This is a genomic window from Myxococcus xanthus (genome assembly GCF_013116825.1).
GTDB classification, from domain to species: Bacteria; Myxococcota; Myxococcia; order Myxococcales; family Myxococcaceae; genus Myxococcus; species Myxococcus xanthus_B.
In genome coordinates, this window is record NZ_JABFNS010000047.1 from 12,720 (window position 1) to 35,935 (window position 23,216).

16 protein-coding genes are annotated in these 23,216 nt (G+C 70.4%); 8 read left to right on the forward strand and 8 right to left on the reverse strand.

Translation table 11 applies throughout. The features are described from left to right. Positions 1-20 precede the first annotated feature (20 nt). The 4 genes from HNV26_RS15860 to HNV26_RS15875 all read left to right on the forward strand — a co-directional run bounded on the left by HNV26_RS15860 (position 21) and on the right by HNV26_RS15875 (position 8,548). Positions 21-1,706 carry an adenylate/guanylate cyclase domain-containing protein gene (locus HNV26_RS15860; RefSeq protein ID WP_171442458.1) on the forward strand — a complete coding sequence of 562 codons (1,686 nt, stop codon included), beginning with the start codon at positions 21-23 and terminating at the stop codon, positions 1,704-1,706. Between the two features lie 85 nt (positions 1,707-1,791). Continuing rightward, complete coding sequence (locus tag HNV26_RS15865) at positions 1,792-5,454, forward strand: serine/threonine-protein kinase (RefSeq protein ID WP_171442459.1); 3,663 nt, start codon at positions 1,792-1,794, stop codon at positions 5,452-5,454. A 4-nt stretch (positions 5,455-5,458) separates the two neighbouring features. Beyond that, positions 5,459-6,241: an ABC transporter ATP-binding protein gene (locus HNV26_RS15870; RefSeq protein WP_171442460.1), complete on the forward strand. Its 783-nt coding sequence runs from the start codon at positions 5,459-5,461 to the stop codon at positions 6,239-6,241. 69 nt (positions 6,242-6,310) lie between these two features. After that, complete coding sequence (locus tag HNV26_RS15875; protein ID WP_171442461.1) at positions 6,311-8,548, forward strand: fused MFS/spermidine synthase; 2,238 nt, start codon at positions 6,311-6,313, stop codon at positions 8,546-8,548. Position 8,549: 1 nt separating this feature from the next. Here the strand turns inward: HNV26_RS15875 and HNV26_RS15880 are convergent, their stop codons facing one another. Continuing rightward, positions 8,550-9,320: a YoaK family protein gene (locus tag HNV26_RS15880; protein ID WP_216612361.1), complete on the reverse strand. Its 771-nt coding sequence runs from the start codon at positions 9,318-9,320 to the stop codon at positions 8,550-8,552. Between the two features lie 46 nt (positions 9,321-9,366). Next, entirely contained in the window at positions 9,367-9,717 is a 351-nt protein-coding gene (locus tag HNV26_RS15885; RefSeq protein ID WP_171442463.1) for a histidine triad nucleotide-binding protein, read from the reverse strand. Positions 9,718-9,909: 192 nt separating this feature from the next. On the opposite strand from HNV26_RS15885, the gene hprK reads away from it, so the two are divergent. The 3 genes from hprK to HNV26_RS15900 are packed head-to-tail and all read left to right on the forward strand — an operon-like array spanning position 9,910 to position 12,459. Next, positions 9,910-10,875: an HPr(Ser) kinase/phosphatase gene (gene hprK / locus HNV26_RS15890; protein WP_171442464.1), complete on the forward strand. Its 966-nt coding sequence runs from the start codon at positions 9,910-9,912 to the stop codon at positions 10,873-10,875. Beyond that, on the forward strand, positions 10,872-11,735 hold the full coding sequence (rapZ, locus tag HNV26_RS15895) for an RNase adapter RapZ (RefSeq protein WP_171442465.1): 864 nt from the start codon (positions 10,872-10,874) through the stop codon (positions 11,733-11,735). Before hprK ends, rapZ begins: the two co-directional genes overlap by 4 nt. A 46-nt stretch (positions 11,736-11,781) precedes the next feature. Next, entirely contained in the window at positions 11,782-12,459 is a 678-nt protein-coding gene (locus HNV26_RS15900; RefSeq protein ID WP_171442466.1) for a hypothetical protein, read from the forward strand. Positions 12,460-12,480: 21 nt separating this feature from the next. Here HNV26_RS15900 and HNV26_RS15905 read toward each other — a convergent pair whose 3' ends face one another. Next, complete coding sequence (locus HNV26_RS15905; protein ID WP_171442467.1) at positions 12,481-13,482, reverse strand: hypothetical protein; 1,002 nt, start codon at positions 13,480-13,482, stop codon at positions 12,481-12,483. Positions 13,483-13,598: 116 nt separating this feature from the next. Here HNV26_RS15905 and HNV26_RS15910 point away from each other — a divergent pair, with 116 nt between their 5' ends. Then, positions 13,599-16,373, forward strand: coding sequence for a serine/threonine-protein kinase (locus HNV26_RS15910; RefSeq protein WP_253816638.1), 2,775 nt, complete (start codon positions 13,599-13,601; stop codon positions 16,371-16,373). A gap of 19 nt (positions 16,374-16,392) precedes the next feature. On the opposite strand, the gene HNV26_RS15915 is transcribed toward HNV26_RS15910, so the two are convergent. From HNV26_RS15915 to HNV26_RS15930, 5 genes are all read right to left on the reverse strand, one after another. Next, a complete protein-coding gene (locus HNV26_RS15915; RefSeq protein WP_171442468.1) occupies positions 16,393-17,823 on the reverse strand; it encodes a fibronectin type III domain-containing protein in 1,431 nt (476 codons plus the stop codon). 790 nt (positions 17,824-18,613) lie between these two features. Beyond that, a complete protein-coding gene (locus tag HNV26_RS15920; RefSeq protein ID WP_366816882.1) occupies positions 18,614-19,636 on the reverse strand; it encodes an ROK family protein in 1,023 nt (340 codons plus the stop codon). Then, positions 19,590-19,844: a winged helix-turn-helix domain-containing protein gene (locus tag HNV26_RS38420; RefSeq protein ID WP_253816640.1), complete on the reverse strand. Its 255-nt coding sequence runs from the start codon at positions 19,842-19,844 to the stop codon at positions 19,590-19,592. The genes HNV26_RS15920 and HNV26_RS38420 overlap by 47 nt, the downstream gene beginning before the upstream one ends. Positions 19,845-20,048: 204 nt before the next feature. Next, positions 20,049-22,058 carry a TonB-dependent receptor plug domain-containing protein gene (locus HNV26_RS15925; protein ID WP_171442469.1) on the reverse strand — a complete coding sequence of 670 codons (2,010 nt, stop codon included), beginning with the start codon at positions 22,056-22,058 and terminating at the stop codon, positions 20,049-20,051. A 53-nt stretch (positions 22,059-22,111) separates the two neighbouring features. Continuing rightward, positions 22,112-23,176 carry a PEGA domain-containing protein gene (locus HNV26_RS15930; protein ID WP_171442470.1) on the reverse strand — a complete coding sequence of 355 codons (1,065 nt, stop codon included), beginning with the start codon at positions 23,174-23,176 and terminating at the stop codon, positions 22,112-22,114. Positions 23,177-23,216 lie beyond the last annotated feature (40 nt).

Consider the following 23,216-nt stretch of genomic DNA (forward strand, 5'->3'; position numbering starts at 1 on the left):
CGTGTAATGTCGGGCATTCGATGTGGCAGATCATCATCAACGGGCCCGGCTACTTCGACACGTCGTACGATCTGCCTGAGGGCGTGACGAGCCTCGGCCGCGCGGACGAGAACGATATCGTCCTGGGCGGCGATCTCGTCTCACGCCGGCATGCGCGGCTGTTCGTCGACGGTGACGTGCTGCGAATCGAAGATCTGGGCAGTCGCAACGGCAGCCGCATCAACGGCACGCCCTTGCAGGGCTCTCGGCAACTCGTCGCCGGAGACTCGGTGGCGCTGGGCGAGAACGTCCTCACCGTGCGCCAGCCCAACACCGTGGAGAACGCGGCCACGGAGATGGTGGACCTGGGCGCGGGCGGCGTCGTGCGCTTCGGCCACGGCCAGGACGTGGGCCCCTCCGTCCTGCTGGCGAAGAACGTTCGCGACGCGGAGGTGCTGCGGCTCCTGGACAACGTGGGCCCGGTCTCCTTCGACGACAGCTTCTCCGCGTCCGCGCCGCTGCCCGCCGCGAGCCCGCGCGTGGGGCAGGAGACGCTGGTGTTGTTGTTCCGCACCGCGGAGGCGCTCTCGTCGGCCGACACGCTGTCGTCGTTCCTGGACGCCACCATGGACCGGCTGCTGGAGGTCACGGACGCGACCACGGCGGTGGTGCTGCTCAAGCACGCCACGGGCGCCCTGGTGCCCGCCGCCGTGCGCCACCGCGGCCGGCTGGCCAAGGGCGAGGTGCCCGTCTCGGATGCCATCGTCGAGGAGGCCCTGCGCCAGGGCCGCGCGCTCGCCGTGGGCGACGTGCGCGATGATCGCCGCTTCGCGGGCCGGGAGAGCGTCATCCTCTACGGCGTGGACCGGGTGCTGTGCATCCCCATCGGCACCGAGCCGCCCTACGCGGGGGTGCTCTACGTCAACCTGTCGGCCAAGGGCGACGCCAGCGTGGAGTCGATGCTGGATACCTGCACCGCGGTGGCGCATCTGGTGGCCACGGGCGTGCAGAAGTTCTCCCCGCGCGAGGGCAGTCCCGCGGCGGACAGGCTGCGGCGCGACCTGGAGCGCTTCCACCCGCCGGAAGTGGCCGAGCGCCGCGCCGCCGAGGCCCAGAAGCAGGGCGGCAAGCTGCCCGGCCTGGAGGAGCGCAACCTCACCATCCTGCACGCGGAGCTCGTGGGCTTCTCCGTGTTGTGCATGCGCATCGGCGCCGCGCGCGCCACGCAGATGCTCAACGACTTTCACGCGCGGATGAGCGGCATCGTCTTCAGCTTCGAGGCCACCGTGGAGGGCTTCCGGGGCGAATCCCTGCGCGCCCTCTTCGGCGTTCCCTACGCGAAGGGCGAGGACTCGATCCGAGCCGTCCGGGCCGCCTTGGCGCTGCGCTCCGAGTGGGAGCGGTCCATGGCGCGCCGGCCCCTGGACGAGCGCTGCGAGCTGCGAATCGCCCTGCACAGCACCCGCGCCCTGGTGGGGATGATCGGCACCGAGGTGCGCCCGGACTACACCGTGGTGGGGGACGGCGTCGGGATTGCGGGGTGGCTTGCCGGTACCGCCAGCCCGGGCCAGGTGCTCATTACCGGCAAGGTCCTGGCCACCGTGGGGGCACGCTTCGACGTGCAGCCGCTGGGCGAGCGCCTCATCCGCCCCCCGAAGGACAAGGTAGCGGCCTTCGAGGTGCTGGAAGAGGATGTAGGCCAGTTGACCAATCCCGGCTTCCGCTGAGGGGGGCGCGTCCGGTTGACGGGTTGCTGGGACGTACCGGGAAAGGGTTCAATACGGACCCCGTCGTGGTGAACCCCCGCACCGCATGAACTCGTCAACCCAACCCGCCCGGTTGAGACCCTTCCGGCCCCAGCCCTTTGGCCGGTACACGCTCCTGTCCCAACTGGCGACGGGGGGCATGGGAGAGATCTACCTCGCGCGGTTGGAGGGGGCGCAGGGGTTCGAGAAGCTCTGCGTCATCAAGAAAATCCTCCCGCAGCTGGCCGCGGACACGGACTTCGTCGAGCGCTTCGTGGGCGAGGCCCGCACCCTGGTCCGCCTGAGCCACGGCTCCATTGCCCAGGTGCTGGACATGGGCCTCCACGAGGACGAGGCCTACATGGCGCTCGAGCACGTGGACGGCAAGGACCTGCGCAAGGTGGCCGCGCGCGTGCGGGACCGGCAGATGCCGCTGCCGGTCACGTTCATCCTCTACACCATGGGCCGGGTGCTGGACGCGCTGGCCTATGCGCACCGCAAGAAGGACGACGACGGGGAGGACCTGAAGCTCGTCCACCGGGACATCTCGCCGCAGAACATCCTCATCTCCTACGAAGGGGAGGTGAAGGTCATCGACTTCGGGCTCGCCAAGAGCCGGCTGTCCGCCGCGAAGACGAACCCCAGCATCATCCTGGGCAAGTTCCTCTACATGTCGCCGGAGCAGGCGCGGCACCAGCCGGTGGACCGCCGCAGCGACCTGTACGCGGTGGGGCTCTGCCTCTACGAGCTCATCTGCGGGAAGAACCCGTTCGACGGGGTCCACCCGGGCGAGCTCATGTCCCTGGTGGCGAACCCGCGAATCGCGCCGCTGGACCAGGTGGAGCCGCTCACGCCGCCCGCGGTGACGGCGCTGGTGGCCAAGGCGCTGGCGGTGGACCCGTCGCAGCGCTTCCAGACGGCGGAGGAGTTCCGCGGGCGGCTCCAGGCCTGCCTGATGGAGATTGACGCGAGCGCGGGCCCGGAGAGCGTCAGCCGCTTCATGCGCGAGCTGTTCTCGGCGGACTTCCAGTCCGAGCGGCGCCTCCTGGCGAGCCTCAAGGAGGTGCCGCGCCTGTCCACGGCGGAGGTCCGTGCGCTGGCCTCGATGCCGGATGATCCGCTGGCGCCGAAGACGGCGCACGCGATGCTGCCGGCGAAGACCATCCGCCTGGATGGCCCGGTGGAGCCGCTGTCGTTCTTCCCCACGCCCCGCAGCCGCGAGGGCGGTGGGCCCGTGACGGACGGTGAGACGCGCCCGGGTGTCCCGATGGACGAGTCCACCCGGCCCGGGTTCCCCATCGAGGCGCTGGAGGAAGAGGCTCGGGCGCGGGGCGTGCGCCAGGACACGGCGCCCTCGGTGGAGGTGGGGCCCGAGGCCTTCGTTCGCGGCGGCGGGGTGAGTCCTTCGTCTGCGCCGATTCCTCGCGCGCCCGCGCTGACGCGCGAGGTCCAGATGACGGCGATGCCGCCCGAGGCGGTGCCGCCGGGGGTGGCCGCCGCGCGTGCGCTGCTCCCGTCGCACATGCGGCCGACCGAGCTGGCGATGCCGAGCCTGGGTGGGCCGTCTTCTCCCGGGGACGCGTCCGTTCAGGTGGAGTCGACGGCCGCGAAGGCCGAGTCGCTTCGGGGCAGGGCGTTCGAGGCGAGCCCGAGCGTGATTGCCTCGGTGGGCGCGCCCACGCCCGCGGTGCCGCCGCGTGGGGTGCAGGGCTCGGTGAACTCGCGACCTCCTCCGCCAGGGGCCGAGCCGCGCGCGCCCGGAGCGGTGCTGCCGCGCAGCGGCGTGGTGGTGATGCCCGCGGTCAACGTGCCTGCTCCCGCGCCGTTGCCTCGCACGTCGGCGCTGGAGTCGATGCCGGCCGTTGAGGTCTCGGAGGGAGCTGCCGGAGACGAGTCCTCCGCCTCGGAGCGTGAGGGCGCGTTTGGGAGTGCGCCGCCGGACGCGGCGGCATTCAGTGAGCCGCATTCTTCTGGCCCCATGCCTCGAACGGCTTCGATGGTGATGGAGGCCGTCCAGCCGCCTCCGCCGGGCCCGACGCCGTCTCGCGCGACGTCCGCGGTGGGCTCGCCGGATGAGGTCGCGGCTTCACGCTCCACGTCGTCGGCGGGCATGCCCGCTGTGGGCGCGCAGGTGGGGGGGGCGACTCGCGCCATCTCCTCCGTGGAAGTCGCTGCGTTGGATGCGCGGGACGAGGCCTCTTCGGAGCCGGTGCCTTCCGTGGACACGTCCTCGGAGGGCGGGACGCCACCGCGCAGGGTGTCCTCGGCGGGGATGGCCGCGGTGTCGCCAGCCCAGGCTGACATGACGCCCTCGCGGGGCATGTCTTCGCTGGGGGCACCTCCACCTCCGAAGGGGGCAACGCCCTCGCGAGCCATCCCCAGCGCACCTGCATCGGGAGCGACGGCTTCCCGCTCCGCGCCCGTGGTGGACGCCACACCCGCCGATGGCGGGCAGGCCCTCTCTCCGGAGGACGAAGCCGAGGCCGCGCACGCGTCCGAGGCGGGCGTGTCCGAGGACGAAGCCGGCCTTTCTTCGACTGACGCGCAGTCACATGAAGGCGCCTCGCCGGAGCTGCCCGTGCTCTCCACCGAGGATGTGGGGCACGAGGAATCCGCGCCGAGCATCGCCGACGTCGACACGCATCCGCGCATCCACCGCCCGTCGCGAACCGAGCGCCACGACGACACCCAGCCCCGCGTCGCACATCACGCGGACACGGACCCTCGCGTCCCCCGTCCTGACGACACGCATCCGCGCGTGGTGCTGGACGCGGGCCTCTTCAAGGATGTGGATGGCTCCGAGGACGAGGAGCGGTCCGGCGTCTCCCGGCCCAGGCCTCGGCGGACCCGGCCATCTTCGCCGGGGATGGCACCGGCCAGCACCGCGCGCAGGACGGGTTCCGTCTCCGCCGTGCGTCCCACCGCGCCGGCCCCCGTCGTGACCGACGAAGAGGAGGACGAGAGCGACGATGATGTCCGCGTCTCCCTCACGCCCAACGAGGAGACGCGGCGCACGACGATGCCCGTCCGCCCGGAGACGCGCTCGGCCGAGCGAATCGCGAAGGAGGACACCCGCCGCACGACGATGCCCGAGCGCCCCGAGCGTCGCCGCAAGGGCCCGCTGGTGCTCGTGCTGGTGTTGCTGTTCGTCATCCTGACCGTGGTCGGAGCCTTCTTCCTGGGCCCCCCGGCGCTCCGCGCCCAGGTGCTGAGCCAGTTCATGCCGGAGGGCCCCGAAGGGCCGCCGCCCGCGCAGCCCCTGCGTCCCTCCGCTCCCGCCGAAGCGCAGGCGGGCAAGGTCGCCAACGAAAACGGCCCGCCTCCCGAGGGGAACGCGGCGCAGGCTCCGGGAACCCCCGCGCCCGACGTCGCGCCGCCCACCGGCGCCACGGAGCGCCGAGGCTCGCTCGACGACTCCTTCCTCGCGCCGCTGGACGCGCAGCAGAAGAGCACCGAGGTTTCCGAGACGCGCGCGGCGCCGGTCCGTAAGATTCGCGCCGCGCGCTCCCGTCAGCTCACCGTGCTGGAGAGGGAGTGGCGCGAGACGAACGCGCTCTTCAACCAGCTCAACGCGGAGCACTCGTGCGTGGTGCTCGGCCTCTGGTGCACGCGGTACGCCGAGGTGAAGAGCGAGGTGGAGGCCGCGGGCAGCGGCGACAACCCGGAAACGCTGCGCAAGGTCCGGGCGATGAAGCGCTACCTGCTGCAGAAGCAGAAGGAGCTGTACTAGTCCCGTGGAGCCTCTGCTCGTCACCCGGGCGCTGGTCGCGGGCTACGGTCCTCGCCCCATCTTGCATGGTGTGGCGTGCGAGGTCCGGCCCGGTGAGCTGTGGGCGGTGCTCGGCCCCAACGGGACGGGCAAGAGCACGCTGCTGCGCGCGGTGCTGGGCCTGGGGCCCTGGACGCGCGGAGAGGTCCGCCTGCTGGGCCGCGAGCGCGCCGCCTGGGAGCCCCGGGCGCTCGCCCGCAAGGTGGCGTGGGTGCCGCAGACCATCGAATCCACGGAGGGCTTCAGCGGCCTGGAGCTGGTGTTGATGGGCCGCAGTCCGCACCTGGGCCTCTGGGGCCTGCCGTCCGAGCAAGACGTGGCGCTCGCGCGGGAGGTGATGACGGAGCTCGGCATCGCGCACCTGGCCGAGCGGCCCGCGGAGGCTCTCTCTGGAGGCGAGCGCCGGATGTTGATGCTGGCGCGAGGACTGGTGCAGCAGCCCGAGTTGTTGCTGCTGGATGAGCCCACCGCCTTCCTGGACGTGGCCCATCAAGTGGGCTCGCTCGACCGCGTGCGCGCGCGCGTGGACGCGGGGCTGGGCGCGGTGGCGGTGCTGCATGACGTGAACCTCGCCGCCGCCTTCGCCACCCATGTGCTGCTCCTCCGGGACGGCCAGGTGCTCGCGCAGGGGCCGGCGGACGAGGTGCTGGAGCGTGGCTCCCTGGAAACGCTCTACGGGCTGCCCATGGAAACCGCGCTGGCGCCGTCCGGCGCCCGGCTCTTCGCGCCCCGAGCACCCTCGCGCTGAACCTTCTTCACCGCTCGGACGCCGGACAGTTGACCGGACGTGCCGGGCGGGAAAGCCTGCACCGCCAACATGTCCCGCTACGCCATCGCCATCTTCGCCAGCGCGTTCCTCCTGTTCGGCGTGCAACCCCTGGTGGGGCGCTATTCGCTGCCGTGGTACGGCGGAACGCCCGGCGTGTGGACGGCGTGCATGTTGTTCTTCCAGGTGGTGCTGCTGGGGGGCTACGCGTACGCGCACGGACTCGCCTCGCGGCGGGCGCCTCGCACGCAAGCCCGCGTCCACCTGGGACTGCTGGCGGTGGCGGTGCTGCTGCTGGGCGCTCGCGCGTTGCTGGCGGGCTCGCCGGTGGCGCCCGGGCCTGAATGGCGTCCGGAGGGCACCGCGCTGGCCGTGCCCCGGCTGTTGGCGATGCTGGCGGTCACCATCGGCCTGCCTTTCTTCGTGCTGAGCACCACCGGTCCGCTGCTCCAGTCGTGGTTCGCTCGCGCGCGGCCGGGCCGCTCGCCCTATCCGCTGTATGCGCTGTCCAACGCGGGCTCGCTGCTGGCGCTGCTCGGCTATCCCTTCCTGGTGGAGCCGTGGGTGGGGCGCGGCGCCCAGGCGTGGGGCTGGGGCGTGGGCTTCGTCTTCTTCGCCGCGGCCTGCGCGGTGTGCGCGCTGGACGTGATGAAGCAGCCGGACACGGCGCCCGCCGCCACGGCCGCGCCCGTGACAGCCACGCCGCTGACGGAGGGCGCCCGCGGGGAGGCCGGCGCCGAGGTGGCTCGCCCCACCGTGCGCGCCACGATGACGTGGCTGGGGCTGAGCACCTGCGCGTCGGTGCTGCTGCTGGCGACGACGAACCAGCTCTCCCAGGACGTGGCGGCCGGCCCCTTCCTCTGGGTGCTGCCCCTGGCCGTCTACCTGCTGACCTTCATCCTCGCCTTCTCCCGCGAGTCCTTCTACTCGCGGACCGTCTACGCGGTGCTGCTCATCGCCGCGGGCGCGGGCGTGGCGCACGCGCAGACGCAGGGGCCGCAGTCGTCGCTCGCGCTCCAACTGGCCGCGTACTCAGTGGCCCTCTTCGCGGGTAGCATGGTGTGTCACGGCGAGCTGTACCGGCTGCGCCCACCGCCGCGTCACCTCAGCGCCTTCTACCTGTGGGTGTCCGCGGGCGGCGTGCTGGGCGGGCTGCTCATCAGCGTGCTGGCCCCGGCCGTCTTCAGCGCCTACTGGGAGTACCCCCTGTCGCTGGGCGCGTGCTGCGTCATCGCGCTGGTGGGCATGGCGAAACAGGCGGGCGAAGCGACGCGGACGCAGCGGATGCAGCGCGTCCTGCGCGGCGCCATGCTGCTCCTGGTGGCCGGACACCTGACGTACACCATGGCCCGCGAGCAGGGCCGCGCGCGCTTCGCCTCGCGCAACTTCTTCGGCGTGGTGCGGGTGATGGAGCAGGGCGTGGGCTCGCCGGAGGACCACCGCTTCACTCTGCTGCACGGCGCCATCACCCACGGGCTCCAGTACGTGACGCCCGAGCGCAGGGGCGTGCCCACGACGTATTACACGCCGGAGGCGGGCCTGGGACTGGCCATCGCCGAGCAGCGCCGGCTGCGCGAAGCCGTGGGGCTGCCCGCGGGGCTGCGCGTGGGCGTGCTGGGGCTGGGCGTGGGCACCAGCGCCGCGTTGCTCGAGGCGGAGGACACCGGGCGCTTCTACGAAATCGACCCCGCGGTCATCGCGCTGGCGCAGGGCGAGGGCGGCTACTTCTCCTTCCTGGGAGACACGCCGGCGAAGGTGGAGCTGGTGGAGGGGGACGCGCGCATCTCCCTGGAGCGGGAGCTGGAGGCGGGCGGCGCGCAGGGCTTCGACGTGCTCGCGCTGGACACCTTCTCCTCGGACGCGGTGCCGGTGCACCTGCTCACCCAGGAGGCGGTGGCGCTCTACCGCGCGCACCTGGCGCCCCATGGCGTGCTGGCGCTGCACATCAGCAACGTCCACCTGGACCTGGTGCCGTTGACGCTGGCGCACGCGCGGGCCCTGGGGCTGCACGCGGCGCTGGTGGTCAACGAGACGCAAGGGGACGCGCTGCGCAGCAACTGGATGGTGCTGAGCCCGGACCGCGAGTTCTCCTGGGGACCCACCTTCACCCGGGCCTCCGCGCGCGTGCGCCGGCTGGGCCTGCGGGAGGACCCCGACTTCACGTGGACGGACGAGAAGAGCAGCGTGCTGCACGTGCTCCGCCGCGGCAGGCCCTCGGCGAGCGTCAAGGACGTGGAGGCGTCCTCCGGCCCGCCCGGCCCCGCGTCCGCCCAGCCCGGGACGGAGTGACTCAGGCGCGCGGCATCGCCTGGGGGCCGGAGGCGGCGACGGCGCTCAGGTCGAGCGCGACCAGCATCACCAGCACGCCGCAGGGAATCGCCAGGGTGGCCGCGCCGAGCCGGGCGAAGAGCAGCGGCCCCAGCGTGCAGCCGCCCAGGAAGGCGGAGCCGAGCCCCAGGTGCAGCCGGGTCCGCTCGAATTCAACAGCGGTGGGCAGCGCCCAGAGACGGCGTCGCAGGCCCGGCAAGCCCTGGCCCCGCGCTCCCTCGCGCAGCCAGGAGCCCAGCCGCACCACCTGGATGCCAATGTCGGTGAGGATGCCGGTGATGTGCGTGGTCCGGACCACGGCGCCGGAGACGCGGGTGACGAGCGCGTTCTGGAGCCCCATGGCATAGGCCAGGCCCCACATGAGCGTCGGCTCGTGTGTACTGGGGTGGTACGACAGCCAGGCGCCGATGCCGCCCAGCGTGAGCGCCTCCAGCAGCAGCGCGGCGGAGTGGCGGCCCCGGGGGCGCTGTTGTGAGAGCTCCAGCAGCACCGACGCGGACACGGCGCCCACCACGAAGGCCAGCAGGAGCTGCGCGGCCAGCCAGGCCAGGGCCACGTTGCCCGAGGCCAGGGACTCTCCCAGCGTGGCCATGGTTCCGGACATGTGCGACGTGTGCAGGCCCAGCGCCACGAAGCCCGTGGTATTCACCAGGCCCGCCACGCCCGCGAGCAGCAGTGACAGCAGTGTGTAGGCTCGCCGGTTCCCGGGAGACGATTCCGATGAAAAGGGCATCGCAGTGCCCAAGGCTAACACCGGCCTCGGGCAGGGGCGCGCGGAACTAGCCCGGCGGCCAGCCCAGCGGGCGCCCGGCCAGCAGGTGCAGGTGGATGTGGAAGACCGTCTGGCCGGCGTGCGCATGGGTGTTCATCACCACCCGGTAGCCGACGTTCGGGTCCGCGTGCCCGCGCTCCTGGGCCACCTTGGCGGCCGCGGTGAAGAGGTGGCCCACCAGCTCGCGGTCCTCCGTCGTGATGTCGTTCACGGTGGGGATGTGCTTGCGGGGGATGAAGAGCACGTGGGTGGGGGCCTGGGGATTGATGTCCTCGAAGGCCACGCACACGTCGTCGCGGTAGACCACCTTGGCGGGGATGAGCCCGTCGCGAATCTTGCAGAAGAGACAGTCGGACATGTTTTCCGGCTTACCAGCGGCGGGAGCCCCACGGAATGGCTTCCGTGGCCTTCCGTTGCCTGCCGGAACCCGCATTTGGCCTCCCGGTGGGGCGGACGGGCCCCGGGTCTTCTACCCGGGCCCCTCTCGTTGAGGGCCCAAGGAAGGCTGTCCCCCTCAAAGGGCCTCACCGGTGATATCCACGCCCTGACGATGAAATCCATCCGCATCTCCCAGCTCCTCGAGGACCGCGACTACGACATGCGGCTCAGTCTCGTCGCCGGCGGCGGCGGGCTGTCGCGCATCGTGGTGTCCTCGCGCATCCAGAAGCCGGGGCTGGCGCTTGCGGGCTTCACCGAGCACATGCATCCGCACCGCGTCCAGGTGTTCGGCAACACGGAGATTTCGTACCTGGCCACGCTGCCAGAAGAGCGGCAGCGCGCGTCGCTGGCGCAGCTCTTCGGCGAGGAGGAGCTGGCGTGCGTGGTGGTGACCAAGGACCTGGACATTCCCCAGGCCCTCGTCTCCGCGTGTGAAGGCGCGGGGCTGGCGCTGATGAAGACGCCGCTGCTCTCCAGTGAGTTCATCATGCGGGTGCAGACCTTCCTGGAAGAGGCCCTCACCGAGTCCAGCAGCCTGCACGGCGTGTTGATGGACGTGTTCGGCGTGGGCATCCTGCTGCTGGGCAAGAGCGGCATCGGAAAGAGCGAGATTGCCCTGGACCTGGTGATGCGGGCCCACCGCCTGGTGGCGGACGACATCGTGGACGTCACCCGCCGCAAGGGGGCCGTCTACGGCGCTGGCAACCCGGTCATCAAGCACCACATGGAGATTCGCGGCCTGGGCATCATCAACATCAAGGACCTGTTCGGCGTGGCCGCCATCCGCGAACAGAAGAAAATCGAGCTGGTCATCGAGCTCCAGGAGTGGGACCCCCACCAGGAGTATGATCGGCTGGGCGTGGAGGACAGGCACCTGCAGATTGTGGGGGTGGACATCCCCCTGTCGGTGGTGCCTGTTCGTCCGGGCCGCAACATGGCGACCATCATCGAGGTCGCCGCGCGTAATCAGTTGCTAAAGCTACAGGGCCACCACTCGGCGAGAGAGTTCGCCGAGCGACTCAACCGGGCCATCGCCGAAGGGGCGATGCGCCGCACCCTGGGAGAAGAGGTCGAGTGACCGCCCCCGCGAAACAAATCGTCATCATCACCGGCATGTCCGGGTCCGGTAAGTCCACCGCCATCCGCGCGTTGGAGGATTCGGGCTTCTTCTGTATCGACAACCTGCCGGTGTTGCTCTTGCCCAAGCTCACGGAGCTGGCGGGCGGCGGCCACTTCGAGCGCATGGCGCTGGTGGTGGACGTCCGCGAAGGCGTCTTCCTCAAGGACGCGCCCCGCATCCTCGCGGAGGTCCGCCGCGCCGGGCACCAGGTGGAAGTGCTCTTCCTGGACGCCAGCGACGACAGCCTCATCCGCCGCTTCAGCGAGACACGCCGCCGCCACCCGCTGGCGCCCAACGGCACCGTCGCGGAGGGCATCAAGGCGGAGCGCCAGGCGCTGCGTGACTTGCGCGAGCTGGCCGACCAGGTCATCGACTCGTCCACGCTGAACGTGCATGACCTGAAGCGCATGGTGCAGGCGCGCTTCAGCCCGGAGCCCGCCGCGGGCCCCAGCCTGTCCATCATGTCGTTCGGCTACCGCTACGGCGTGCCGCCTCAGGCGGACCTCGTCCTGGACGTGCGCTTCCTGCCCAATCCGTACTTCGTCCCGGAGCTGAAGGGGCTCACGGGCAAGGTGCCGAAGGTGGCGGCCTACGTGCTGGAGCGTGAGGAGACGCAGCAGTTCCTCGAGAAGGTCGTGGACCTCTGCCGCTTCCTCTTCCCTCGCTACCAGAAGGAGGGGAAGGCGTACCTCACCGTGGCCCTGGGCTGCACCGGTGGCAAGCACCGCTCCGTCGCCATCGCCGCCGAGCTCACCCGGCGCCTGACGGACGAAGACACCCGCGTCCAGCTCTGGGACCGGGACATCGAGAAGGAATAACGCCGCCAAATTGCAATGTAACTGTGTTGCAGTTTGCTCCAGTTGAATGCGGGACAAGGACTCTGTCAGCTTTTGGAGAGGTGGGGATGCGTCCCCATCCTCTCCGTCCTGGAGTCCCGACATGCGAGTCTTCAATTCCGCCGTCTGGTGTTGTGCCGCCGTGTCCCTGTCCGCGTGTGGCGCCCCCGAAGAGGCTCCCGCGCAGGAGGCGCTGGCGCAGCAGGAGGCCGCGCTGGTGAGCGGCACCACGCAGGGCTGCACGTACACCATCTCCTCCGTGCCGGTGCCTGGCTCCATGCCTCCGAGCCTGGACATCGTCGTGACGCGCGCGGCGTCCGGCACGTGCGCCCATGGCGCGGGCAGCGTGACGCTGGGACGCTCCTACAACACCCCGTACCTCGCGCTCCTGGCCAACAGCTACGGCGTGGCCACGGCCTTCTCGTACAAGCCCACGCCCAGTGGCAGCTCGATGAATCGCTGTCAGGTGAACCACATCGATCCGGCGACGCTCGACATGGTCCGCTCGCATGACATCGTCGTCATGTATGGGACGAACCATGTGAGCTCCTGCGCGCTGGACCAGACGGACGGCGGCGCGACGCTGGTCGTCTACGGGAAGAAGGGGGGCCCGCTGCCGGGTGAGGTGGGCAACCACCCCAACTACGTGGCCACGTATTACGACTTCTTCACCAGCACCACGCCGCCTGTCTATTACACCTACTGAGACAGGTTCCGGGCGCGCGCCTCAGCTCGACTCGCCCAGGCTGAGGCGCTTGCTGCCCACGCCGTTCTTGTCCGCGACGGACGCGGTGCGCTCGCGGTTGAGGTGGGCCAGGGCGTCACGTTCCCGCGGTCCGCCCACGTCCGTGCGGTGCTCCAGCGCGAAGATGCCGCCGCTGCCGTGGTGCTCCTTGCCGGCCTGGATGGCGTTCTTCATGTCACGCGCGGACACCCAGTACTCACCATTGACGGGGTCCTTCACTCGGAACAAGTCGTCCGACGTGTCGGCCGTCCCGTTGCTGTTGACGCCGTCGATGGTGACCCAGTGGAGTTGGCCCGGCCCGTTGCGCCGCTGCTCGGGCGCGAGCGCGCCGTTGAGGATGGCATTGGAGTCCACGAGCGCCAGGCCGAACTGACCGGCCTTCATCACCTTGCTCGTCGCCGCCGCGTCGAAGTCGGCGAAGCCATCCGTGACTTCGATGCCCAGGCCCCCCAGCGCGGTCGCCATCTCCGTGGGCGTGGCGCCATCATCCAGGTTGATGTCCACCGGGGCGTGGACGGACCGGGCGCCGCTGACCTGCGACGCGCGCTCTCGGACCGTCTCTCGCTCCTGCTTCTCGCACTGGCTGCCCTTCGTCACGCTGCGGCTCGCCCGGCTCAGGAAGGCCAGCGTCGCCTCGCCGCAGCCCGTGTCCGAGTCCTGCGCGATGACCGACGCGGTGGGCGCCCAGCCCTTGTCGGCCTGCGCCTGCGCCGCTTCATTCTCCGGGGCCAGGTCTCGCAGGAAGGGAAGCTCGCTGGTCCCCGTGGCGTCCGGCACCGACAGCCGGGGCACGCCCTTGGCCGCGGGCTTCGTGTCCTGGAAGGTGTCCCGCTCCGGACGAGGCGTCGCCAGGGCGGGGCCGCTCACCGGCCTGGCGAGCGAAGTCTCCGTGGGCGTCCTGGCGTCCTTCAACACGGCCGGCTGGATGGGCTTGGACAGGGCCAGAGGCGCTGAGTTGAACACGGTGGTGACAATCCTGGTCACGGCGGACCCTCCCGGACTTCCTTCGCCTGTTCGCATTATCGGCGGCGTGTGTGTGTTGTTGCGTGTGAATCCTTCATGGGCGCAGGGAGTCGCTCGCTTCCCGCTACACTTGCGCCATGGCCAACACCGATGACCGGGGCTCGGGTGCTGATGATTCGCCAGAGCTGTCCACGCAGGTCGTGTCAGCGGATGTGCGGGGGACGCCGCACGCGGCGGAGCCTTCCTCCGCGCGCGACGCGCTTGGGGATTGGCGTTCGCGGAGCCCGCTGGGCCAGCGGGTGGGGCGCTTCATCCCGTTGAAGCTGCTGGGGCAGGGCGGCATGGGCGCGGTGTTCGCGGCCTATGACCCGGACCTGGACCGCAAGGTGGCGCTCAAGTTGTTGAGCGTGGAGGCCCGCTCCGCAGACGAGGAGGGCGGACGTGCCCGGCTGCTCCGCGAGGCGCAGGCCATGGCGCGTGTCTCCCATCCCAATGTCATTCCCATCTACGAGGTGGGCACCTGGGACACGCAGGTCTTCTTCACCATGGAGTGGGTGGCGGGTGGCACGCTGGCGGATTGGCGGCGCGAGAAGCCCCGTTCTTGGCGCGAGGTGCTGGAGAAGTACCTGCAAGCGGGGCGCGGGTTGGAGGCCGCGCACGCGGCGGGGCTGGTGCACCGCGATTTCAAGCCCGCCAACGTGCTGGTGGGGCGTGACGGGCGCGTCTATGTCACCGACTTCGGCCTGGCGCGTCCCGTGGACAACCTGCCTCTGGACGAGCAGCCCACGCTGGCGCGCGTGCGCGACGCCTCGGAGACGTCGCGCACGCTGCATGACCCGCTCACCCAAACGGGCGTCGTCCTGGGCACGCCGCCGTTCATGTCCCCTGAACAGTTCCGCGGCGAGTCCCTGGACGCGCGCTCGGACCAGTTCAGCTTCTGCGCGGCGCTGTACCGGGCGCTCTACAACCAGCGTCCCTTCGACCCCGACGAGCTCTCTCGGGCCGCGAAGGCGCTGCGGTCCGCATCCGCGAAGGTGACGGCGCCGCTGGAGCGAGCCGGGCGGGAGTCCTCGCCCATCCACGACCCGCCGAGCGACGCCCGCGTCCCCGCCTGGGTGCGGCGCGCCGTGATGCGGGGGTTGTCGCTGGAGCCGGAGGCGCGTTTCGCCTCCATGGGGGCGCTGCTGGAGGCGCTGTCGCAAGAGCAGCAGCGCGCACGGGCCCGCAAGGCGGGAGGCATGGCCGCGGCCGCGGTGGCGCTGGTGGGCGTGGTGGGAGGCGGGCTGTGGTTTCAGTCCAGCGTCTGCGCGGGCGCGGAGGGGCTGCTGGCGGACAGCTGGGGGGCCGAGGCGAAGCAGCGATTGACTTCGGCCTTCGCGGCCACGGGCAGCCCCCTGGCGGGAGACATGGCGGGCCGGGTGGGGCAGGTGTTGGATGCCTATGCCAGCAGTTGGGCGCGGCAGCGCACCGACGCGTGCGAGGCCACGCGCCTGCACGAGGTGCAGCCGGAGGCGCTGTTCACCCAGCGCGTGGTGTGTCTGGAGCGGCGGCACAAGGATTTGCGCGCGCTGGTGGGCGCCCTGTCCCAGGTGGACAAGGCGGGCGTGGAGAAGGCGCTGGACGCGGCGTACGCACTGCCTTCGCCCGAGGATTGCGCGGACGTGGAGGTCCTGGCGAGCCAGCAGCCCCGGCCCGCCGACCCGGCCATGCGCGCGGAGCTGGAGTCATTGGAGGGCGCGCTGTCGGAGGTGAAGGCGCTGGTGGACACCAGCCGCTATCCCCAGGCGCTGGCGGCGGCGAACGCGATGGAGTCGCGGGTGCTGGCCACGCGGTACGCGCCGCTGACGGCGGAGCTGCGCTTCCACCAGGGATGGCTCCAGGCCGTGCTGGGAGAGAAGGAGAAGGGCGCGGGGCTGCTGGAGCAGGCCGTCTATGACGCCACGTCGGGCCGGGCGGACCGGTTGCAGGTCTCCATTCTCAACAAGTTGCTCTACGTGGAAGGGGAGCGCGAGCGCTTCGAGCACGCCTCTCAATGGGCACGCCTGGGCAAGGCGACCCTCCAGCGGCTGGGCGGAGACGCGGTGCTGCGGGGCGACCTGCTGGTGAACGAGGCCAACCTCGCGTTGATGCGCGGTCAGGCGGAAGACGCCCGGGCGTTGCTGGAGGACGCCAACACCGTGCTGGCGGACGCCCTGGTGCCGGGCCATCCGAAGCGCGCGCGGGCGATGTTCTCACTGGGGCGGGTGCTGCTGGAGGTGGGGGCCTTCCCGGAGGCCGTGCGGGTGATGGAGGAGGCGCTGCGCCAGACGGAGGCGGCGGTGGGGCCTCGGCACCTGGACGTGGCTCGGCGCCACCAGGGCCTGTCCATGGCGCTGCGCGAGCAGCGGGAGTTCACGCGGGCCTTGGCGCATGCCACGGCCTCCGTGGCGCTGCACCGCGAACTGCTGGGCGACAGTCACCTGAAGCTGGCGGAGGCGCTCGACGAGGAGGGCATGAGCCTGCTCGCGCTGGGGCGCCACGAAGAGGCGCTGAAAGTCTATGAGGCGGCGCTGGCGGTGAAGCGCGCCCAACTGGGGCCCGACGACGAGGACCTCCAGTACTCCTATGACGGCGTGGGGCAGGCCCTGCTGGGACTGGGGCGCACGCGCGAGGCGCTGGCGCCGCTGCGCAAGGCGGTGGCCTTCACGGGCGCGCAGGAGGACTCGCTGGGGGAGTCGGGCTTCGCGCTCGCGCGGGCGCTGTGGAAGGAAGGGCAGGGTGTGGAGGCGCGGACCGAGGCGGCGAAGGCGCGTGAGCGCTTCACGGCCTCGGGCCGGGCGCTCCAGGCCGAGGCGGTGCGGGCGTGGTTGGACGCGCTGCCTTCGGAGACGAAGGCGAAGCCCGCCCGTCCCCAGCAGCGGAGGCGCCGCTAGGGACGGGAGGTGTCGTGGCTCACGGTGTGGTGAAGAAGGAGCTGATGGTGTCCGCCGTGTGGAGGGGCAGCTTCTCGAAGATGGTGAAGGGCTCTCGCGTCACCTCCTGATGCGGGCTGTCCAGGGCCGTGACCCTCATCGAATAGATGGCGTTGGGCGCCAGCGTTCCCACGGGCAGCCGCACCTCGGTGGCCGTACCCGGCAGGAGGAGGGTCGTCTGGGACGCCGGGCTGATGTTGTCGTAGCGAGTCAGGCTCACCCGATAGGCGGTAGGTGCGCCGTTCGCGGGTGGCTTCCAGGTGATGATGGGGCTGGTGTTGCCCACCACGCGCTGGGACGTCGCCGGAATGCCGTCGATGGACAGCGCGCGCGGAGGCGTCAGCGCGGGCGTGATGGGGCTCGCCACCAGGTTCTCCACATAGTCCGACGTCCTGAGCGAGCCCGTCAGACTTCGCGTGCTGGAGGTGTTGCCCGGCAGGGGCTCCAGGATGCGGTACTGATAGGTGGCGGTGCCCACGGGGCGCCACGACGAAGGGTAGGGGTTTCCATACGGAAACCGGTCCGCGAGCGTGTGTGAGGTGCCAGGCGGGAGCTGGAGGCTGAAGAGCTCCCCCGAGTAGCCGACCCAGCCCTCCTGGGGGCCGTGGGCCGAGGGCTCGATGGAGAAGTACGGCGTGCGCGCCGTCGCTGCGGGGTGGATTTCGGTGGCGACGGAGGCGTAGTTGCCCAGACGCCACTCAAAGGAAACGTCCGTCATGGGGACGTCCTGCATGGCGCCGATGATGACGAGCGGCGTCACCCCATCCGAGGTGAAGTTGAAGGCAGGCAGTTGCGCGCTGCGGACGAGGGCCGAGGCGACCAGGGGTTCACCGTTCGGAAGCGGTTTTCCGAAGACGTTCGTGAGTTGATTCACGTACAGCCGGTCCCCCTTCGCCGCCTCGAAGACGGGGAAGTTGCCCGACAGGCCGTAGGCCTGCGCGTCCTGCGCGTCCAGTTGCGTCTGGCCCGCGGCGACGTAGTCGTTGGTGTACACCTCCGCCGAGAGGTCGACCTGCCCGGAGACAATCTGCAGCCGGCTGCCACCGCTGTACCCGGCGGGATCCTGCCAGGGGGCGAGGTTCGTGAGGTTCAGGTACGCGGGCGTCATGTAGTGAGACGTCGCGACGGCGTCCTGACGTCCCAGATAATGACGGCCAATCTCCACACGCCGCTCGTCGGTGACGACATAGGCGCTCCCCGTCTTCAGGTAGTACTCCCCCTGGGGCACGCTGGGAAAGCGGTAGCCCTCCGACGAGGGCGCGCCGGTGTAGCGCGTGAAACCGGTTCGGGTGCGGAAGAGCAGTTCGGGAGGATTGGAGGACAGGTCCTTGCTCCGGACCGCGACGCCCACGGAGGTGTAGAAGCGCTCGGTGTGGGTGATGATGACGTCGCCCGAGTCGACATCATCCATTTCGCCGGGAGCAGGGTCTTCGCCAGTCGGCTGACCCGTCCAGGTTCCGTCCTCCCCTGGGATTCCGTTGGGTGACGCTGGTGGTAGATTGTCTTTGGGTTCGTTGGTGACATCCGGTCCATTGTCGGCACAGCCCGACAAGACAAGGCACATCGAGACACACGCCAATCCTAGGCGATACATGCGCATGAGTTCCCACGCTGAGAGGTGATGAGGGACAACTGGCGCGGGAGTCTCGGGGAAGTCACGCGATGTCTGCAACTCGACGCAAGGAAGGTCCATCTTTCCACCGGGGCTTTAATTCGAAGCCCTGGCGGAAAGTGAAGGTGCTCCTCATGATGAGTCGTAGCCGTGGTTGCCCTTGAAGATGAGCACCTTGCCGCTGTCTGGATAGAACAGCGCCGTCCAGGCATCGTTGTCGTGGCAGTTCTGGCAGGGCACTTTTTACGTTGAAATTCAGGCCTGCACTCCGCCGCCGCCGGCAAAGGCAGCCACCGCGGCCAGCAGTGGGTCTTCGTTCCGCCAGGGATTGAAGAACAGCACCTGCGACAAGCCGCTTCGGTGTTGAACTCCTGCCGCTCGTTCCCCCAGCCGTGTCCCCCCACGTCGTGAACTCACCGCTCGGGTGAGGGCGGCGTCCTCTCCGGTCCATCGAACGCGTCCTGCCACACCAGCTCCCAGTCCGTGCTGGGCTGCGGATGGGCGAGGGCCGCGGGGTGCCAGGGCGGTTCATCCGGTTGGCGGCCGGGTCACAGACGCGGTAAGGCCACGGGGAGGAGGCGCTGGAGCGTCACGCAGGTTTGCCGATGTATTGGAGGGGGAAGAGGGTTCGGTCACGCAGCGCTGCCTGGAGCACCAGGGTGGCCGCGCCCACGGCGATGGCGCGGTCTCCCAGCGCTGAGGTGACGATGCGCGTCTCCGCCATGGAGGTGGACAGCGCCCGCTTGCGCACCGACGCGCGGAGCGGGTCCAGCAGCAGGTCTCCCACCGACGAGATTTCGCCGCCGAGTACGACGATGGCGGGGTTGAGCAGGTTCAGCAGACCGGACACGGCGATGCCCAGGTAGTGTCCGAGCCCGTCGATGACCTGCCGCGCGGCCGGCTCACCCGCCCGCGCGTCTTCCACCAGCTCGCGCACCGTGAGGGCGCGCTTGTTCTTGCGGCCCATGAGCTCCCGCGCCCGTTCCAGCAGGGCCGCGGACCCGATGAGCGTGACGAGGCAGCCGCGCAGGCCATACACGCACTGCGGCCCGGAGGCGTCCACCGCCATGTGGCTGATGTCGCCCGCGGTGCCGCCCGCGCCACGGTAGACGTCGCCGTGGATGATGTGGCCGGAGCCGATGCCCGTGGCCAGCTTGATGTACGCCAGGTCCTCGCCGTTGATGCCCGCGCCCCAGTAGCACTCCGACAGCGCGCCCAGGTTCGCGTCGTTATCCACGAACACCGGCAGGCCGAACGCGCTCCGCAGGGACTCCTGCATGTCGTAGTCGCGCCAGGCCGGCACCAGCAGCGGGGACCGCTTTCCGGGCGCGGACGGGTGGACGGGGCTGGGCACGGCGACGCCCATGCCCGCCACGGAGCGGCGCGGTACGCGTTCGGCGTCCAGGACCTCCTGGACCAACTCGCGCACCTTCTGGAGCGTGCCCTTGGGGGCCTCGCGGACTGCGTGGTTGGGGGGCCGGTACGCGCGCACCCGTCCTCGGAGGTCGGTGAGCGCTGCTGTCACGTGGGTGGCGCGCATCTCCACGCCGATGAGGCTGAATGCGTCATCGCAGAAGCCAATGAGGGTGGGGCGACGGCCGCCCTGGGACACCCCGGCGGGCAATGCTGCGCACCAGGCCGGAGCGCTCCAGGTCCGCCACGATGGCGGAGACGGTCGACGGACTGAGCTCCGTCCGCCGGGCGAGCTCCGCCCGGGAAAGCTGACGCTCGCGCCAGATCATGTTGAGCAGCAGGCTGCTGTTCTGCGCGCGCATGCCCGCCGCATCGACCGTCGTCACCGTCGTTCCCACTCGCATCATCCTCTTGCTCCGTTCCGCCGCGAGGATGGGGTGGGCGTCAGTGCCAGTGAAGGTCGTCGATGAAGAAGACGAGCGGAGCCGTCCTTCCATCGGCGGTCCATCCGAAGCCACCCACCACCTGTCCATGCCGGATGCTGCAAAGGCAGACGGCCCACGCTCTCAAGGAAAGGTGGGTCGTGGTGGACGTCAGGCTTGGACGTGCTGCTATTCGTCGCTGACAGGGTCCAGCAGGTAGCTGATGCGCACCATGAACTCGCGGGAGAAGACAGGCATGGGCGCGTGGCCGCCGTTGTAGGGCTGGGCGATGCGGAAGTTCGTGCCGGTCAGGTTGTAGACGCCCGCGCCAACCTCCAGCCCGCGCGTGCCCACGTCCTGCGCGCGCACGAAGAAGTTGAGCAGCAACTGCGTGGGGAGCTCCTCCACCGCAGCGTTGCCCTCGTCATCCGGAACGTCCACGGCGTAGCGCTTGCCCACCAGGATGGCGGTGGGGCTGACGGTGAGCCAGGGCAGCACCTTGATGCTGCCGGTGAGCGCGGCCTTGTGAGTGGGCATGCCCGTGAAGGCGTTGGGCTGTCCGGGGATCTGGTAGTCCTCCACGTCATTGCGGCCTGACGGCGTGTAGAACGAATAGTTGAGGGCGGCGCGGCCCCAGCTTCCGCGCACGTGGTAGTCCAGCTCGACGCCGCGGCTGCCCAGGCGTCCGAGGTTCCGGTAGGCCTCCGTGTTCGTCACCGCGTCATATGAATAGATGATGGGGTCCGCCACGCCCATGTCGAAGGCGTTGGCGCTCAGCGCGTGGCCTTCTCCTATGCGCAGCGTGCCCTCCAGTTCGAGCACGGTGGTGCGCTCGGGCCGGACGTCGGCGCCCAGGCTGATGTTCTCGATGCTCGGCGCGCGGAAGGCGCGGCTGAACAAGGCCTTGCCGCTGAACGGCCCGAAGCTGCGCAGCAGCACCAGCCGCGGCACGAAGGACTCACCGAAGGCGCTGTGGTTCTCCACGCGCGCGCCAGCCACCACGTTGACGAACGGATTGACGGAGAAGGCCTCCACGAAGCCCGCCAGATTCACGTAGGAGACGCTGTCGGCCTCCTCGGGGCCGAAGCCTGTCTGGAGTCCCACGCCCACCGGGCCGTTGACCCACCCCTGGTCGGACGTCACCTCCACGCCGCCGGTGAGCTGGAGCCAGTCCAGCGCCGCCCAGCGCGCCAGCGTCCGCCCTCGCAGGCGCAGCACCTCCTTGTCGTAGAAGAAGGGCGAACCCTGGTCCGAGTCGCTGAAGGGCTTGGAGAAGGTGAGGTTGAGGCGGGGGATGATTTCCACCCGCTCGTCCGGGCGGAACCTGTCGCTCAGCTCCGCGTGGAGGGACTCGAAGTCGGTGGGCGCGGGCGCTTCCAACACCTCGTCGAAGGCGACGATGGCGGAGGTGCCATAGCGCTGGTACAGCACGCTGAGCTGCAGGTCCTTGTAGCCCACGCCCGCCTGCACCATCGTCGGGTCCAGCCGCGAGTTGCCACCCAGTTGCGCGGTGTTGCCGAAGAAGTCCTGGAAGACGCCGCTGCTGCGCTGGGCCTGCGACAGTCCGGCGGACGCGAAGAGGCTCAGGCCCGGCGCGGACTCGAAGACCTTGCGGCCGGAGACGGTGAGCCCCCGCCGGCCGTTCACGCTGCCCATCTGTCCGTACATGCCGGACACCATCAGGTCCGTGCTGCCCTGGACGCCGCGCGTGACGACGTTGATGACGGCGAGCTCCGCGTTGCCGCCGTAGATGACGGAGCCGGGGCCGCGCACCACCTCGATGCGTTCGATGAGCTCGATGGGGAACTCGTTGCCCAACTGCATCGTGGAGTAGAGCTGCTCGTTCATCTCCTTGCCGTCCACGACGAGCAGCACCTTGCCCTCGTAGCCCCAAAGGCCGCGGAAGCCGGGGCCGACCGCGCCCTGGGTGTCCACGCCGAAGAAGAAGCCCGGAATCTGCAGCAGCAGGTCCATCAGGTCGCGGGCGCCGGAGTTGCGAATCTCCTCCGCGTTCATCGCCGTGACGACGGCGGGGGACTCCTGGAGCCGGGTGACGGCGAAGGAGGCCACCTGGCTGTGAACCTCCGGCTCCTCGTCACCCAGGTTCCCCGCGTCGGTGTCCTGGGCGAGCGCGGGACTGGCGCACAGGAGGAGCAGGGCTCCGATTGACGGTTCGGACCACCTACGACAGCGGCGCATATCGACCTCGATGCGGAATGGGAGCGCGGCTCGCCGCGCGAACGACCTTCAGGTCAGCGGATGCGGACGGCGGTGCTCTGGTCCGCCACGACGTCGACGGTCAGCTTCCGCTTCACCACGCCATTGACGCGGACCTCCAGTCGCGCGGGCCCCGCGGGAAGTCCCTGGGCGACGAGCGGCGGGAAGCCATACGGCCGGTTGTTGATCCACACCTCGCCGTAGAGGCCGGGAGACGTCACGTCCAGGCGGCCCTTGCCCGTCGCCGTGGGAGCGGCGGTGGCCACGGACGGCTCGGCGGTGGGAGGCGAATCGGCGCGCGCCGCGGTGGCCGCGGGGCTGGTGGCCGCGGGCGCGGCGGCGGGAGGCGGCGCCTCCACGGAGGCCGGTGCGTTCGCCGTGGGCCTTGGCGCGGGAGCGAGCTCGGCGGTGAGGTCGCGGTTGAGGGAGCGCACGTCGTCCTCGCCCAACGCCACCGTCTCCTCGGCCAGCGTGCGCTCACCCTGCGCGAGCGCCACGCGGTACGTCCCCGCGCGCAGCGGCAGCCGCGCCGGCGTGAGGTCCATGGGCTTGCCGTCCACCCGCACCATCAGCCCGGGGGGCGTGGACGTCACCAGCAGCAACCCGCCGCGTGCCTCGTCCGCGGAAGTGGACTCCTGGCGAGGCTGAGCCCGGGCTGTACCGCGCGCCGGCCGCGTGCGCTGGACGGAGCGTGCGGGAGCCGGCGTGGGCTCGCGTTGGGCGCGGGCCTGCTCGCCTTGCTGACGCGCCTGCTCTCGCGTTCGCAATTCGGCCGCGATGCGCAGCAGCTCCACGAGGTCGCCCTGGTCGTCCTTGCGCAGCCGCAGCGCCTCCGTGAAGTCGGAGACGGCCGCGTCGTAGTCGCGGTCCTCCAGCGCGGCCAGTCCCGCGGCGCGGCGGGCCCGGGCGAGGCCTTCGTTCGGGTCCTCTTTCGGAGGTTCCTCGGGCACGGTGGGCGGCGGGGTGGGCGGCGTATGGGTGATGGCGCCCGGCGTGGCTTCGGGGGCGCTGTCACGTCGGCTTCGCACCACGCGGTAGGCCACCGCGTTGGCGGCGAGCGTGCCCAGGATGATGATGGCAATCCACGTCTTCTGTTTCATCAGGGTCTCGTTGCCGCGCCGTCAGCGCCGGGCGGCAGCC